We start from the raw sequence: 15,237 nt of genomic DNA, 5'->3' as shown, positions 1-15,237 counted from the left end.
CCAAGCCATCATCTCTGTGTAACATAGCGCAATACAACCTGTCACCAGATGATATGGATCACAGTAAATTGGCGGTTCAAATCTGGTGCATGCCATACCAAACCTGCCCGGCAGCGATACCACCATCATTTACGGGAATCAATTCTCCACTATAAAAAGGTTGTATTTCAGAAGGCCATTGCTGCCATAATGAATCCATGATTAACCGGTTTTGAAATACGCCACCAGATAACACAGCCGGATACATGTGAAAATTTTCTGCCATCTGAATGATAGCGGCGACAAGCCCCTGAATTAGCCCCAGACAAGCCCTAACATCTCCGGATTGCTGCACCCAGATTCGCTGTTCAATGCAAGTCACCAAGGCTGGTTCCCAGTCTAAAACCTGTGACTCTGTCCAGGGAAAAGCGAGTTTTAAAGTCATATCAGATACAGAAGCCCGGCTGGCTGCATCTTCGATCCTTAACCCGCTTTCTCCTTCAAAATCGACATTTTCTATGAGCAAAAGCAAGCAGGCCCAGACATCAAATAACCGGCCCACAGAAGTGCAATAGGGAGAATGACTGCCTGAGGCCCAAAGCTGGTACAGGTTCTGAAAATAAACGTCAGACCAATGTGCAAAAGCCGGATGTTTCAGCATTTTTATTTCATCAGGGGAATAGCATTCAAGCAACATCGCAAACAGTAACCTTGCCGGCTCACGAATCGCTTTTTCTCCGCCAATTAACCGGAATGGACGTAAATGTCCACATCTTTGAAACCCTTGTGTATCAGCTAAAATAACTTCACCGCCCCATACTGTTTCATCATCTCCCCACCCCGTGCCATCAAAAGCGAAGCCAATGACTTTGTCCTCCAGACCATGTTCAGCCATCACAGCCAAAATATGTGCATAATGATGTTGAATAGCCTGATGCGGTTTCTTTGTTTCAGAGACAAGTTGCGATGAAAAATATCCCGGATGTTTATCATGAATATAAGCCGATGGCTGACATTGATACACAGACAGGAAATCATGTGTAACCTGCTGGTATCTGGTCTGAATATCCAGATTGTCAGTATCACCAATGTGAGGAGATAAAAACCACTGTCCCTGAGTTGCCAGCGCAATGGTTGCTTTTTGTTGTGCCCCCATCCCCAACAAAGTCTGACCTGCATAATCTGTTTTAAGACTCAATGGTGCATAACCTCTGGCCATCCGGATAACCCGGACATGCTCTCCGGCAAAGTGAACCAGGCTATCGTCACACGGATGAACGATCGGGCGATTATGGTCAAGAATGCCATCAAGGGACTGACCAAACTGATTTTCAATCTCATCGCGATGAATCGCTAAAGGTAAGCCACTGCGATTGGCACTTGTCATGACTAAAAGATGTGTTGCATTCATTGATTTCAATGCATCGAACAATAGAACATGCAGCGGTGTATATGGCAGCATCATACCTATATATGGCCCGACAGGCGCAACTTCAGAAACTAACCGGGCATTGTTTTTCCGTTTCATTAATACAATCGGTGCGACAGAAGATGACAATGCAGCCCATTCCGGGGGACTCCCGGTCACATATTCTTCTGCTGCTAATATATTTTCTGCCATAACTGCGAATGGCTTCAGGTGACGATGTTTAAGCTCTCTCAAATGAATGACCGCATCTTTACAGAGAGCATCACAGACCAGATGAAAACCACCAATTCCTTTGATGGCGACTATCTTTCCCTGTGATAACAATTGCGCGGTTATGGAAATCGCATCCTGCCCGGATGAGATTTCTCTCATGGATGGGTCAAGCAAGCTAACCGAAGGACCACATTGAGCACAACTGACCGGCTGAGCATGATAACGCCGGTCCAAAGGGTTTTGATATGACTGCCGACATTCGGGGCACATCTCAAATTGTGTCATTGACGTATTGCAACGATCATAGGGTAATTGCTCAATGATCGTATATCTGGGACCACAGTTTGTACAATTTGTAAACGGATATTGATAATAGCGTGACTGAGGATGACGTAACTCCTCCAGACACTCGTGGCATACAGACTGATCCGGCGTAATAAAAACTGAGATATCCTGTTCACGATGACTATGATGGATATAAAATCCATCCCGTTCAACCGGGCTCAGATCAGAACTATTGAATGCATCAATCCTCGCTAAAACAGGCGGATTGCTGATGATATGCTGTGAAAATGATTCAATATTATCCGGTGTCCCCTGAACATCAATCTGAACGCCACCAGAATCATTATTAACCCATCCGGACAAAGCATACTTCGTAGCCAGCTGGTAAATAAAAGGGCGGAAACCAACTCCCTGAACAATACCGGAAATAATAATTAGACGGCGTTGATCCATTACTTCTGATATCCAGATTTTAAGAGAAGATCATTGAATAACCTAACAAAGCAATCACTGCTCCGATTGCTTTTGTGAACCGGCCATGTGCTGAAAAGCTTAAGATCATTTCACCCAATATAATCCCGGATAAATGCAGTAAAGATGTTGATAAAACAAAGCCACTGAAATAGTACAAGGCATGGCTGTCAAGCGGCATCTCAGCGCCATGAGCCATGCCATGAAATATGGCAAAAAGACTCACAAAACCAATAACAACTTTGTGAGAAATAATATTTCCGCGAAACAACATCATACCCATAATAACGACACTGAGAATAATTCCGGCTTCCACATAGGGAATGACGATGCCTGTTACTCCCAGAATACCTCCGACAATCATACAAAGTACAAATGCAACCGGCATTATCCACCGAAAAGATTTCCCGAACAGAGCCGCTAAAAGACCAACAGAAATCATGACTGACAGGTGATCAATACCAGTTAAAGGATGCATCAAGCCACTTTCAAAGCCATGATTACCAATATGGCCAGAATGTGCCATTGCAAATGGAGAAATTAAGGCCAACAGAGTAAAAATTACATATTTAATTTTCATCATTCAAATCTTCTTTTTCCATCAAGTTAAATTTATCAATTTAGATTATTCATCACATGCCAATTTAAAACTCATATTAATTGCCCATCAATATATAAAATAAGCATAATTAACCAAGTCTTTATATTCAGAGTCAATGTATATATTAAAAAATCTGACACTCAAATTTGGGCAAACTGGATGAAAATCATAACGTATCTTAATTTAATGATTAACCACATGATTATCGGTAATTCGGCTTCCGTGAGTATATATATTTGCCTTTCCCGGACGACAATAGCCGCATAAAGTAATATTCATACGCTCTGCAAGTTCAATCGCCATATGTGTCGCTGCAGAGACAGCCAACAATATTTCAATACCACATACTGCAACTTTCTGAACCATTTCAAAGCTGGCACGACTCGTGACTAAAACAGCCCCCTGACTGCAATGATGCCTGAGTATCCACCCAATTAGTTTATCCAGTGCAATATGGCGACCAACATCTTCAAAAACAGCTTGAATGTTACCATCGACATCAATGTAAGCAGCGGCATGACTGGCACCGGTTTGCTGATTTAAAGATTGCTTTTCATTCAATTGTATCAACACAGGATCTAATTTCTCAATATCGAACCGGGTAGAATCAGCCACAGGAGTCACACACCGGCGAACACCATTTAACTGCTCAGCACCACAGATACCACAGCCAGTTACTCCCATTAAAGAGCGGCGTTTTTCTTTTAATCTGCTGATACAACGATTCGCAATTTCAACTGACAGGGTAATCCCTTCAGCATCTTCCTGAATTTCTATATTATGGATATCCCTGTCATGATCGATAATGCCTTCCGTGACAGAAAAACCAACGGCAAAGAACTCCAGATCAATCGGTGTACACATCATAACGGTATAAGCAATACCGTTATATTCCAGCGCAACAGGCACTTCCTGAACCACCACATCTTCAGCGTTTTTCTGAAAAGCGCCCTGCTTGTAACGAATAATTTGCTTTTTACTGGCTGAGTTTGTGCCAAATTTCCCGTCAGCTCTGCACATAAAAGTTCTCCATCAATATGAACTCACATCTCTGGTAAATAATCTTTACTACTGATACCCATTTTCTGCATCCGGGATAAAAGAGTCGTCCTTTTCAAGCCTAACTTTGCAGCCGCACCACGAACACCCGCAACAATACCATTACTTTCTCTTAAGGCCTGAATGATTGACTCCCGATCAATCGCTGCCGGATAATCACGTGAGTTGTTATTGCGTGGAGAAGGATTATCACTTTCAGGTAAAGAAATATGTAAACCTAACTTAACTAACTCTTCTAAAGGTGCATTTAATACATCACCACGGGTTAATATCACCGAACGCTCGATAAAATTTCTTAATTGTCTGACATTACCCGGCCACGAAAACTCGGTCAAAGCTCGCATCGTTTCATTGGTTATCGCTGTTATTTTTTTACCCATTTGCTTTGAAATAACCCGGCTGAAATATTTGACCAGTAATGGGATATCTTCCGGTCTCTCCCGCAGGGGGGGGGGATTTCAATCGGGAAAATATTAAGCCGGTAATATAAATCGTTCCTGAATGTTTTCTTCTGAACCATTGAAACCAGATCAGCATTCGTCGCAACAACAATTCTTACATCCACAGGGATGAGCTGGTTCTTACCAACACGCTCAATTTCATTCTCCTGCAATACCCTCAGTAACTTGGGCTGAAGTTCTAATGGCATATCACCAATTTCATCTAAAAACAGTGTTCCCTGATTCGCTTGCTCAAAGCGTCCGACCCTTTGATGAATCGCTCCGGTAAAAGCCCCTCTTTCATGCCCGAACAGTTCACTTTCAAACAATCCTTCAGGCACAGCCGCACAATTCATTTTCACCATCCGTTTTTTGCTACGGCGACTCATTTTATGAATAGCTCTTGCTATCAGCTCTTTACCAGTGCCTGTTTCTCCTAATATCAATACGGTACTGTCACAATCAGCAACCATCGCAACCTGATCAAGCACCCGATTCATTGCTTCACTTTGACTGATGATATCATCAAAAATCTGGTGCCTTTCATCATGAACTCCAATTGAAATATACTCATTTTGAGGAATAGCTTTTGTATGTGCTTCATGAACACTCAGGCTATGCATTGCCATGGCAACCCTTGCAGCAATCTGTTGCAATAGTTCCGTATTACACCATTGAGCTTCTACACATTTCTTCATCACATAAGCAATATAACCGACCTTGCAGGTACGAAATACCATGGGAATGATGATAACTTGATCCACACTTTCATCCAGCTCAATAGTATTTTTCCGGAAAAAAACCTGACGAAGTTGATGCCCACTCAAACAAACAGGTTCATCACTTGTAACTGCTTGTTCAAAGGCAGAATCATCGCTGAAAAAATGACATTGGTAGACCAGTTCATCTTTATCCAGACGACTTGAGTGCTGGATGTAATGACCCTGATACTTTTCAATCAGGGATAAATCACACATAGAAAAATGCTGGTTCAAACAACGAAGCAGCGAATTAAGCAAGCTCTCTTTACTGCTTTGACTAATGACAGCATTTGTGACATCCACCAGGATATGGTAATTATCCCGCTCATCACTCAACTGCTGAGCTTTACTGGACGCGAGCTCATGCTCGATCACATGAGCAACAAAAGAAACCAGCATGCTATTTATCAAACGAAAATGCTTTTCTTCATCGACCATGTCATCAATTTCAGGATTAATAAATTCAATTTCTCCTAATTGATGACTCACCGTATTTAACGGCATTCGACGATAGTGGCTAAGATTTTTATAGGCAGGATGATCAGAAAATTGAGGGTAATAATAGCAAAAACGTTTTCCATCCAGCTCGTAAATACCGTCATCATAAGTCTGATTATATAAATCCGTTTCCTGACGATTAAAAACCTCCGAACATACTTCGCCATTATTTACATAATAAAGAACCGCTTCATTCTGATGATCGCGGTTCAAGATAATATTAATTCTTTCTACTTGCAGAAATGAGCATTCTTCATCGTTAATAAATTTCAATAAGTCAGATGTATCGTGAACTGATAGCATTGCTTTTGAAAATATCATTAACTCCTGAGCTATTCTGTTCATAAATAATAATACAATCAATCAATCAAAGGCTCTTTACCCCGTATTTTTACACAAGTGTAAAGAGCCTGCATTGATCTAATCAGGCATATTCTACGTGAGAATTAAGACGTGCTTTCATATTACTATATTCTACTTGAACATAATTCTCAGCCCATGACTGATCTTCAATTGATTCAACTTTGACTGCACAGAATTTGAATTCAGGTGTACTTGAAATTGGATCAACATGCTCGATAGTTAATTCATTACATGCACCAACCCACCACTGATAAGTCATATAGACTGCGCCTTTATTGACACGCTCAGAGAAGTTAGCCCGGGTAATGACTTTCCCGCGACGAGATGAAACCCATACTAATTGTTGATCAACAATTCCCAACGCTTTCGCATCTTCAGGGTTCATCTGAATAAATCCAGGTTCGTCAGCCAATGTAGCAAGTGCGGTACAGTTGCCTGTCATTGAACGACATGAATAGTGTCCAATCTCACGCACTGTTGACAAAATTAAAGGATATTCTTCATCAATTTTTTCCAGTGGTGGACGCCACTCAGCACCGATGAACAAAGCTTTACCTGATTCAGTCGCAAATTTATTATCTTCAAACAGGAATGGTGTACCAGGATGGTCTTCTGTTGGACAAGGCCAAAGAACGGACTTTTCACCTTCCATTTTCTCATAAGATGCCCCAGCAAAAAGTGGCGCCAGAGAACGCATTTCATCCCAGATTTCCTCAGTATTTTTATACTGCATTGGATATCCCATCCGGGTTGCCATCAGACCAAAGATTTCCCAGTCAGGTTTCACACCTTCAGGTGGTGTGACTGCTTTATAAAAGCGTTGGAACCCGCGGTCAGCACAAGTGTAAACCCCTTCATGCTCGCCCCAACTGGTTGAAGGGAAAACAATATCAGCCATTTCAGCCGTTTTTGTCATAAAGATGTCCTGAACGATGACCAGTTCCATTTTTTTCATCGTTTCACGCATCGCACTCAAATCAGCTTCCGTCTGGGCTGGGTCTTCGCCGAAAATATAAAATGCCTTACATGCACCTTCATCCACTTTATGACCGACTTCAGTCAAACGATAGCCAGGTTCAGACGACAGTTTCACACCCCAGGCTTTCTCGAATTTTTCACGAATTGCATCATCTTTAACAGACTGGTAACCAGGATATTGGTGAGGCAACATGCCTAAATCACATGTCCCTTGCACATTATTCTGTCCACGGACAGGACCCACACCCACACCACGGCGGCCAAAGTTTCCAGTCATCAATGCCAGAGCAGCAAGACCCCGAACCACATCAACAGCCTGCCCAAACTGAGTGACCCCCATTCCCCATAAAATCATAGCTTCAGATGCTGCAGCATAGGTTCTCGCAGCCAGACGAACATCACTACCTTTCAAGCCGGTGATATGTTCAACTTTTTCCGGCGCATAATCCATGACAATTTTACGGAACTCTTCGAATCCTTCAGTAAAGTTCTGAACATAAGCTTTGTCATACAGATCTTCATCGATCAGGGTATAAGCAATCGCATTAACCAGCGCCATATTGGCACCATTTTTCAACTGAAGCCATTGGTCAGCGATCCGGACAGACTCAATCTTGCGTGGATCACACACAATGACTTTGGCACCATTGTCCTTGGCTTTAAAAATTCTTTTCGCAATAACAGGGTGTGAGTCCGCAACGTTGTATCCAAAAATCAATAAACATTTAGTTTCTTCAATTTCAGGAATTGAATTACTCATCGCTCCGTTGCCCACTGTCGATTCCAAACCAGAAACAGACGGTGCATGACAAACACGTGCACAGTGATCAACATTATTTGTCCCAATCACTGCCCGGGCAAATTTTTGCATTACATAGTTTGATTCATTACCCGGACCACGGGCTGAACCTGTGGTCATAATTGCATCAGGACCGTATTTATCTTTGATGGACTGGAGTTTTTCAGCAGCGAAGTCAATTGCTTCATCCCAGCTTACAGCTTCAAGCTTACTCTCTCTGGAACGGCGAATCATTGGCTGTTTCAGACGTGGTGTCAGCAACTTAGTATCGTTCAAAAAGTCCCAGCCGTAGTAACCTTTTAAACACAGCTGGCCTTCATTGGTCCGGCCATTAGCAGGTTCAGCACCAACAATTTTGTTATCTTTGACTAATAGTTTCAGTTTACAGCCCGTACCACAGTAAGGACAAACTACGATAGATTTTTTCATTCTAACCCTCTCCGAATTTTATCCGATCACACTGAAATGACAGAAGCACTGGTTGCGGCAGCTTCCCGTTTCTGTTGAGTACTCAACTCAACTTCTTCAGGAACCATCAACTTAATCGCCTGAGTCGGACAAACCTGCACACAAGCTGGTCCAGCTTCACTGTGGGAACATAAATCACATTTAACTGCCTGTGACTGAGGTGTTTTTCTTTGGAAAAGGCCCGAATAACCTGAATGATTTTCGACCATCGTAGTCTCTATGTTCATTGCTCCGTAAGGACATGCAATTGCACATGTCTTACAACCAATACAACGGGACTGAATGACTTTGATATAACCATCTTCATGCACGATTGCATTGTTCGGACAAACCTGAGCACAAGGTGCATCATCGCATTGACGACACATGACAGGTACTGTCACCTGTGCATTTTTTATCACGCTCAGTCTTGGTGTGAAATTTTTAGGATCTGCCAGAGTTCCAATGTCTTCATTTTGATGAGAAATCGCGCATGCAAGCTCACAAGTTCGACAACCAATACACTTATTGGCGTCAGCAAAAATAAATCGATTCATGCTGCTTCCTTATGTGTAATCACTGGTAAATTTTTATACCAGTTCACTTTTTTATTCTGAATGGAAACCAGTCCTACGCACAAGATGTGCCAACCTTGAATACCATAAAGAAATCCGTTTAATACTATGAAATATAAGGTTTTTAAATGAGTTTATAATTCAAAGGAATTCATATCATGTCTATAAACAACGTCGAATCGACAAAAGTGTCTAGACTCGACAGTCTCACTTCAGACATCATGAAGTTGCGATATAACGTATCTTCTAAACCGGCAGACAGTCATGACATAAAACAACATAAGCGGACAAAATCAGAACCATACAGAATGAATATTTTTAAGCAGCAGTCATTTCAATACCGACAAGCAAATGTAATTGTGGGATACCCGGACATATTATCCATCACACAAAAAAGCCCCGCTTTGCGGGGCTTGTAGATTCTTAGATAGAAAGCGTCTTTACACTTTTTAATCCTGGAAGCCTAGAACGGAATATCGTCATCAAAATCCATTGGTGGCTCATTATATTGAGGCTGTTGCTGTTGTGGCTTTTGGGGGGCGGATTGCTGCTGAGGCTGCTGCATTGCAGGCTGTTGAGGTTGCCCCCATCCACCTTGTTGTGGTGCTGATTGTGGCTGCATACCTGGTTGACCTGCACCCTGAGCGCGACCTCCCAACATTTGCATCACACCATTGAACCCTTGTACCACAACTTCAGTGGTATAACGATCCTGACCACTTTGATCCTGCCACTTACGTGTCTGCAGTTGTCCTTCAATATACACCTGAGAACCTTTACGCAGGTATTCACCAGCGACTTCGGCCAGTTTTCCAAACAAAGCAACCCGGTGCCACTCTGTTTTTTCTCTTTGTTCGCCCGTTGTTTTATCACGCCATGACTCAGACGTTGCAATCGTAATGTTTGCAACGGCACCGCCATTCGGCATATAACGAACTTCAGGATCCCCGCCAAGGTTACCCACTAAGATGACTTTGTTTACTCCACGGCTGGCCATATTTTGCTCCGTCTTTACTCATGTGTGTCTGATAAACGCTATAGGATACCACGCTTGGTAAAGGTCTCAACCAGACCGCTGTAAATTATCTTTAAAAGCGCCTTCCCATATTTAATTTTTCGACCTGATTCTTAGATTTTAGCAGAAACTCACATCAGTTTTCCTTTATTTCTTTGAAGAAACACGGGCGATAAGCAACTGAATTAGAATGTTTTTCTTGTTTTTGTCATATTTTCCTTTCAACAACACTACGGAGAAAAAAATGAGCAAAAACAATTATGCCCGGACACTTTACATCCTGTATCCAGAGGGAGAAAAACTTCCGGGCATATACGAAGAGATAGAAAACTTTCTGGGATATACGTTACCCAGAATCACTCCGGAAGCCCTGTTGGTCAGTGGCACAAAGGATCGGCACAAAATTTTGATTTTTACGTATCATCACCGGATATCACTGCTTCCCTGTATTCATGACGGGTATAGCAGACAACAACACTACGAAACCGTTGTACTTAATGTTGAGCAACGATTAAACACCGAAGCATTATTAGCATTAGGAAACCTGAAAGGGCTGTTTTATCAAAATGATTCTGTACAAAAAATCATTATGGGACTCCGGGAAATCATCGCAGGGAGGAACTGGCTTCCACGGCATATCTCCAGTCAGTTGCTTCATTATTATCGCTATGCACTGCATCACCATAATGTGTCAGCCATCATCTCACTCACTGCAAGAGAAATTGAAATTTTGCGCTGTTTGCAATCCGGCGCCCGTAACACTGAAATTGCAGACAACCTGTTTATCAGCGAATATACAGTTAAATCTCATTTACATCAGATATTTAAAAAGATATCGGTTAAAAACAGAGCTCAGGCAATTTCATGGGCCAGACAAAATCTTCAGACCTAGATTTTTCATATATTTGCATAGATATGATGGTGTCCTACTCTAAAAGTGATAGAGTAACACTTCTCATAATCAAGAATTAAACAGATAAAAATTTCAGAGATAAATAAGGCGTTTGCAATATGATCAGAAAGTGTCTTTTTCCTGCTGCCGGTTATGGAACCCGCTTTCTTCCGGCAACCAAATCCATGCCGAAAGAAATGATGCCAGTGGTAAATAAACCACTGATAGAATATGGTGTTGATGAAGCAATACAAGCTGGTATGGATGGGATGTGTATTGTTACCGGACGAGGCAAGCATTCCATCATGGATCACTTTGATACTAATTATGAATTAGAACATCAAATTAAAGGCACAAATAAGGAAGATCTGTTGATCGATATTCGTCAGATCATTGAAACGACTCATTTTACTTATATCCGCCAAAGAGAAATGAAAGGATTAGGTCATGCAATACTGACCGGCAGAGAGCTGGTTGGTGATGAACCTTTTGCTGTGGTCTTAGCCGATGACCTGTGCGTTAATGAAACTGACGGTGTTCTGGCGCAAATGGTATCACTGTTTAAACAGTTTCGCTGTTCCATTGTTGCCGTTCAGGAAGTTCCGGAAAATGAAACCCACAAGTATGGTGTTATCTCGGGTGAAATGATCAAAGACGATATCTTCCGGGTTGATGACATGATTGAGAAGCCAGAACCCGGAACAGCACCGAGTAACCTCGCTATTATTGGCCGCTATATTCTGACACCAGATATCTTCGATTTAATTGAACAAACCGAGCCAGGAAAAGGTGGAGAAATTCAAATTACTGACGCATTACTCAAACAGGCTCAGTCTGGCTGTGTTCTGGCTTATAAATTTAAAGGAAAACGGTTTGATTGTGGTAGCGTCGAAGGTTATATCGAAGCCACAAACTATTGTTACGAACATCTATACAAGCAAAACCAGAAAAAAGTGGCATTAGATCAACACTCAACAACGAAAGAAGACTAATTCATCATCTGGCAGCCAGTTATTCGGTTGCCTTTTAATGATACGGTGATTTAATTTACTGTAATTTTATACAGTAAAATAACTTGCAGATTTACGACTCTGTGTAATACTAACCCATCTCATGTGATACAGAGCGACGAAGATGGATAGTATAGAAGTCAGAGGTGCCCGAACTCATAACCTCAAGAATATCAACCTGACAATTCCCCGGGATAAACTCATTGTCATTACCGGGCTGTCAGGTTCAGGCAAATCATCTCTTGCATTTGATACCCTGTATGCAGAAGGACAGAGGCGCTACGTTGAATCCCTGTCTGCCTATGCAAGACAGTTTCTTTCTCTGATGGAAAAGCCTGATGTTGAACATATTGAAGGGCTGTCTCCTGCAATTTCTATCGAACAAAAGTCTACGTCCCACAACCCTCGTTCTACTGTCGGCACAATTACCGAAGTTTACGATTATCTTCGTCTTCTTTATGCCCGGATTGGCGAACCACGCTGTCCGACACATAAAATCCCTTTAGCCGCACAAACAGTCAGCCAGATGGTGGACAAAGTATTAGAACTTCCTGAAGGTTCTAAAATGATGCTGCTTGCTCCAATCATTAAAGAGCGCAAAGGTGAACATGTAAAAACACTGGCAAACCTTGCAGCACAAGGATTTATCAGAGCCAGAATTGACGGGGAAACATGTGATTTATCGGATCCACCGACGTTGGAACTACATAAAAAACATACAATTGAAGTCATCGTCGATAGATTTAAGGTTCGCGATGAACTGAAACAACGTCTGGCAGAATCATTTGAAACAGCGCTGGAACTTTCCGGTGGTGTGGTTGTTGTCAGCCCGATGGACGGCTCCGGTGATGAAATTGTTTTTTCATCTAACTTTGCCTGTCCTCACTGTGGCTACAGCATGCAAGAATTAGAGCCCCGGCTCTTTTCATTTAACAACCCGGCGGGTGCCTGCCATACATGTGATGGTTTAGGTGTTCAGCAGTATTTTGATCCTTCAAGGGTAATTCAGGATAAATCCCTGAGTCTGGCTCAGGGAGCGATTCGGGGATGGGATAAGAAAAATTTTTACTATTTCCAAATGCTGACATCTTTAGCAGAACACTATGGTTTCGATCTCGATAGTCCATTTGAAACACTGCCGAAAAAGATTCAGGATATTATTTTAAAAGGCTCAGGAACCAGATCGATTGAATTTAAATATGTCAATGATCGGGGAGATATTCGGGTGAAACGACATCCTTTCGAGGGCATTCTGAATAACCTCGAAAGACGATATAAAGAAACTGAATCCAATAGTGTTCGGGAAGAGTTAGTTAAATTCATATCCACCAAACCCTGTGCGACCTGTCACGGAACCCGCCTCCGTGAAGAAGCCCGCCATGTTTTTGTCAGTGAAACAACGTTACCTGAAATCGTAGAACTCAGTATTTCTGATGCACTACATTTCTTCGATTCCCTCCATCTGGAAGGACAAAAAGCCAGAATCGCAGAAAAAGTCATGAAAGAAATCAATGATCGTTTGCAATTTCTGGTCAATGTAGGACTGAATTATCTCAATTTATCCCGAAGTGCAGAGACTCTTTCAGGCGGTGAAGCGCAGCGCATCCGTCTGGCCAGCCAAATAGGTGCCGGTCTGGTTGGTGTGATGTATGTTTTAGATGAACCTTCAATTGGTCTGCACCAGCGAGACAATGAGAGACTCCTGAAAACACTGACTCATCTCAGAGATTTAGGTAATACGGTGATTGTCGTTGAACACGATGAAGATGCCATTCGTTCAGCAGATCATATTATTGATATTGGTCCTGGTGCAGGTGTACACGGTGGTCATGTCGTTGCTGAAGGTAAATTAGAAGACATTATTAATCAGCCAGAATCCCTGACCGGATGTTATCTGAACGGAAGCAAAAAAATTGAGATTCCGGCAGAAAGAACCCCTAAAAACCCGGACAAAGTACTTGAATTAATGGGGGCAAGCGGAAATAACCTGAAACAGGTGAATCTGTCTGTCCCGGTAGGACTATTTACTTGTATTACTGGTGTGTCGGGCTCGGGTAAATCAACACTGATCAATGACACGCTTTTCAAGATCGCACATACCGCTCTAAACGGAGCAACAACAGCTGAACCCGCAGCTTATAAAAAGATTAAAGGACTTGAACACTTTGATAAAGTTATCGATATTGATCAAAGTCCGATAGGTCGTACTCCACGCTCTAATCCAGCGACATACACCGGCATATTTACTCCGATCCGCGAGCTGTTTGCCGGCACTCAAGAATCCCGCTCCCGCGGATATAAGCCCGGGCGTTTCAGCTTTAATGTCAGAGGTGGGCGCTGTGAAGCTTGTCAGGGTGATGGTGTCATCAAAGTAGAAATGCACTTTTTACCGGATGTTTATGTGCCTTGTGATATTTGTAAAGGAAAACGCTATAACAGGGAAACCCTTGAAGTTAAATACAAAGGAAAAACAATCGACGAAGTGTTAAGTATGACTGTCGAGGATGCGAGAGTATTTTTTGATCCTGTTCCTGTCATCGCAAGAAAATTACAAACGCTTATTGATGTCGGTTTATCTTACATACGACTTGGGCAAGCAGCCACAACCCTCTCCGGTGGTGAGGCCCAGAGAATTAAGCTCGCCCGTGAGCTTTCTAAGCGTGATACGGGAAAAACGTTATATATCTTAGATGAACCAACAACTGGTCTGCATTTTCATGATATACAGCAACTACTGAGCGTGCTTCACCGGTTAAGAAATCATGGGAATACTGTCATTGTCATTGAGCATAACCTTGATGTAATTAAGACCGCAGACTGGATTGTCGATTTGGGTCCGGAAGGAGGACAAGGGGGCGGAGAAATTATAGCTCAGGGAACCCCGGAGCAGGTCTCTGAAATTGCTGGCTCTCACACCGCAAGATTTCTGCAACCTATGTTAAGATAGATAAATTCATACACATGTTGAATGTTCAGTTTCTCAAATATGAACATACATAAATAAAGTCAGCAGAAAATGGCGATAGTACTTGTCCGGGGGACGAATCTTGCACCGTCCCCCAAGAAACTACCTCTGAATCGTTCTTTTATATATGCTTTAGGGTTTATATATCTGATTGCTTTTCATTTTCCGCTGCGCCATTTTCCGGGAAGCGGACTGGAGATTCCCGGAAATGTCATAAGCTGGATATCTGTAAGCTTCTGTATATCAATTGGTTTATTCCAATGTATCCGGACAAAACAAGTAAGATACTCCAAACTATCAATAGGATTGTGCCTTTGCTGCCTGCTGATGACCCTGCCTGTTGTGTACAGTCAGTCTTCCGTTGAAGGGAGTATTCACAGGATTCTTGCACTTTGGGGAGGGTTCCTGCTCTTCTTATCCATTCAACAATTCATCTTTTCGAATAAACAAAAGAACA

The 15,237-nt window shown here is 42.3% G+C and carries 11 protein-coding genes; 3 read left to right on the top strand and 8 right to left on the bottom strand.

All coding sequences use genetic code 11. The features are described 5' to 3' along the window. Positions 1-76 precede the first annotated feature (76 nt). From hypF to OCV29_RS02390, 8 genes are all read right to left on the bottom strand, one after another. On the bottom strand, positions 77-2,359 hold the full coding sequence (gene hypF, locus OCV29_RS02425) for a carbamoyltransferase HypF (protein WP_073603559.1): 2,283 nt from the start codon (positions 2,357-2,359) through the stop codon (positions 77-79). A 19-nt stretch (positions 2,360-2,378) separates the two neighbouring features. Continuing rightward, complete coding sequence (locus OCV29_RS02420) at positions 2,379-2,960, bottom strand: HupE/UreJ family protein (RefSeq protein ID WP_245796817.1); 582 nt, start codon at positions 2,958-2,960, stop codon at positions 2,379-2,381. A gap of 201 nt (positions 2,961-3,161) precedes the next feature. Beyond that, entirely contained in the window at positions 3,162-3,998 is an 837-nt protein-coding gene (fdhD, locus tag OCV29_RS02415; RefSeq protein ID WP_073603560.1) for a formate dehydrogenase accessory sulfurtransferase FdhD, read from the bottom strand. 23 nt (positions 3,999-4,021) lie between these two features. After that, entirely contained in the window at positions 4,022-4,429 is a 408-nt protein-coding gene (locus tag OCV29_RS02410) for a hypothetical protein (protein ID WP_449364084.1), read from the bottom strand. After that, positions 4,402-6,057, bottom strand: coding sequence for a sigma 54-interacting transcriptional regulator (locus OCV29_RS02405; RefSeq protein WP_261887360.1), 1,656 nt, complete (start codon positions 6,055-6,057; stop codon positions 4,402-4,404). Before OCV29_RS02405 ends, OCV29_RS02410 begins: the two co-directional genes overlap by 28 nt. Positions 6,058-6,160: 103 nt before the next feature. Continuing rightward, complete coding sequence (gene fdhF / locus OCV29_RS02400; protein ID WP_073603562.1) at positions 6,161-8,305, bottom strand: formate dehydrogenase subunit alpha; 2,145 nt, start codon at positions 8,303-8,305, stop codon at positions 6,161-6,163. Between the two features lie 26 nt (positions 8,306-8,331). Next, the gene (locus OCV29_RS02395; protein ID WP_073603563.1) at positions 8,332-8,880 is read right to left on the bottom strand and encodes a 4Fe-4S dicluster domain-containing protein; all 549 of its coding nucleotides are present in this window, start codon (positions 8,878-8,880) and stop codon (positions 8,332-8,334) included. A 481-nt stretch (positions 8,881-9,361) separates the two neighbouring features. Further along, positions 9,362-9,895: a single-stranded DNA-binding protein gene (locus tag OCV29_RS02390; RefSeq protein ID WP_073603565.1), complete on the bottom strand. Its 534-nt coding sequence runs from the start codon at positions 9,893-9,895 to the stop codon at positions 9,362-9,364. Between the two features lie 262 nt (positions 9,896-10,157). Between OCV29_RS02390 and OCV29_RS02385 the strand changes: the two genes are divergently transcribed. The 3 genes from OCV29_RS02385 (at position 10,158) to uvrA (ending at position 14,762) form a co-directional block, all read left to right on the top strand. Then, positions 10,158-10,805 carry a LuxR C-terminal-related transcriptional regulator gene (locus OCV29_RS02385; protein ID WP_073603566.1) on the top strand — a complete coding sequence of 216 codons (648 nt, stop codon included), beginning with the start codon at positions 10,158-10,160 and terminating at the stop codon, positions 10,803-10,805. A 119-nt stretch (positions 10,806-10,924) separates the two neighbouring features. After that, on the top strand, positions 10,925-11,797 hold the full coding sequence (galU, locus tag OCV29_RS02380; protein WP_073603567.1) for a UTP--glucose-1-phosphate uridylyltransferase GalU: 873 nt from the start codon (positions 10,925-10,927) through the stop codon (positions 11,795-11,797). 142 nt (positions 11,798-11,939) lie between these two features. Then, positions 11,940-14,762, top strand: coding sequence for an excinuclease ABC subunit UvrA (uvrA, locus tag OCV29_RS02375; RefSeq protein ID WP_073603568.1), 2,823 nt, complete (start codon positions 11,940-11,942; stop codon positions 14,760-14,762). Positions 14,763-15,237: the final 475 nt, after the last annotated feature.

This window comes from Vibrio aerogenes (assembly GCF_024346755.1).
Lineage (GTDB): Bacteria > Pseudomonadota > Gammaproteobacteria > Enterobacterales > Vibrionaceae > Vibrio > Vibrio aerogenes.
The sequence above is the reverse complement of the archived record's forward strand: the minus strand, read 5'-3'. Positions and strand labels throughout refer to the sequence as shown.

Coding starts and splice junctions, on each gene's coding strand:
- hypF (WP_073603559.1), bottom strand. CDS start 2,359: ATGGATCAACGCCGTCTAATTATTATTTCCGGTATTGTTCAGGGAGTT.
- OCV29_RS02420 (WP_245796817.1), bottom strand. CDS start 2,960: ATGATGAAAATTAAATATGTAATTTTTACTCTGTTGGCCTTAATTTCT.
- fdhD (WP_073603560.1), bottom strand. CDS start 3,998: ATGTGCAGAGCTGACGGGAAATTTGGCACAAACTCAGCCAGTAAAAAG.
- OCV29_RS02405 (WP_261887360.1), bottom strand. CDS start 6,057: ATGATATTTTCAAAAGCAATGCTATCAGTTCACGATACATCTGACTTA.
- fdhF (WP_073603562.1), bottom strand. CDS start 8,305: ATGAAAAAATCTATCGTAGTTTGTCCTTACTGTGGTACGGGCTGTAAA.
- OCV29_RS02395 (WP_073603563.1), bottom strand. CDS start 8,880: ATGAATCGATTTATTTTTGCTGACGCCAATAAGTGTATTGGTTGTCGA.
- OCV29_RS02390 (WP_073603565.1), bottom strand. CDS start 9,895: ATGGCCAGCCGTGGAGTAAACAAAGTCATCTTAGTGGGTAACCTTGGC.
- OCV29_RS02385 (WP_073603566.1), top strand. CDS start 10,158: ATGAGCAAAAACAATTATGCCCGGACACTTTACATCCTGTATCCAGAG.
- galU (WP_073603567.1), top strand. CDS start 10,925: ATGATCAGAAAGTGTCTTTTTCCTGCTGCCGGTTATGGAACCCGCTTT.
- uvrA (WP_073603568.1), top strand. CDS start 11,940: ATGGATAGTATAGAAGTCAGAGGTGCCCGAACTCATAACCTCAAGAAT.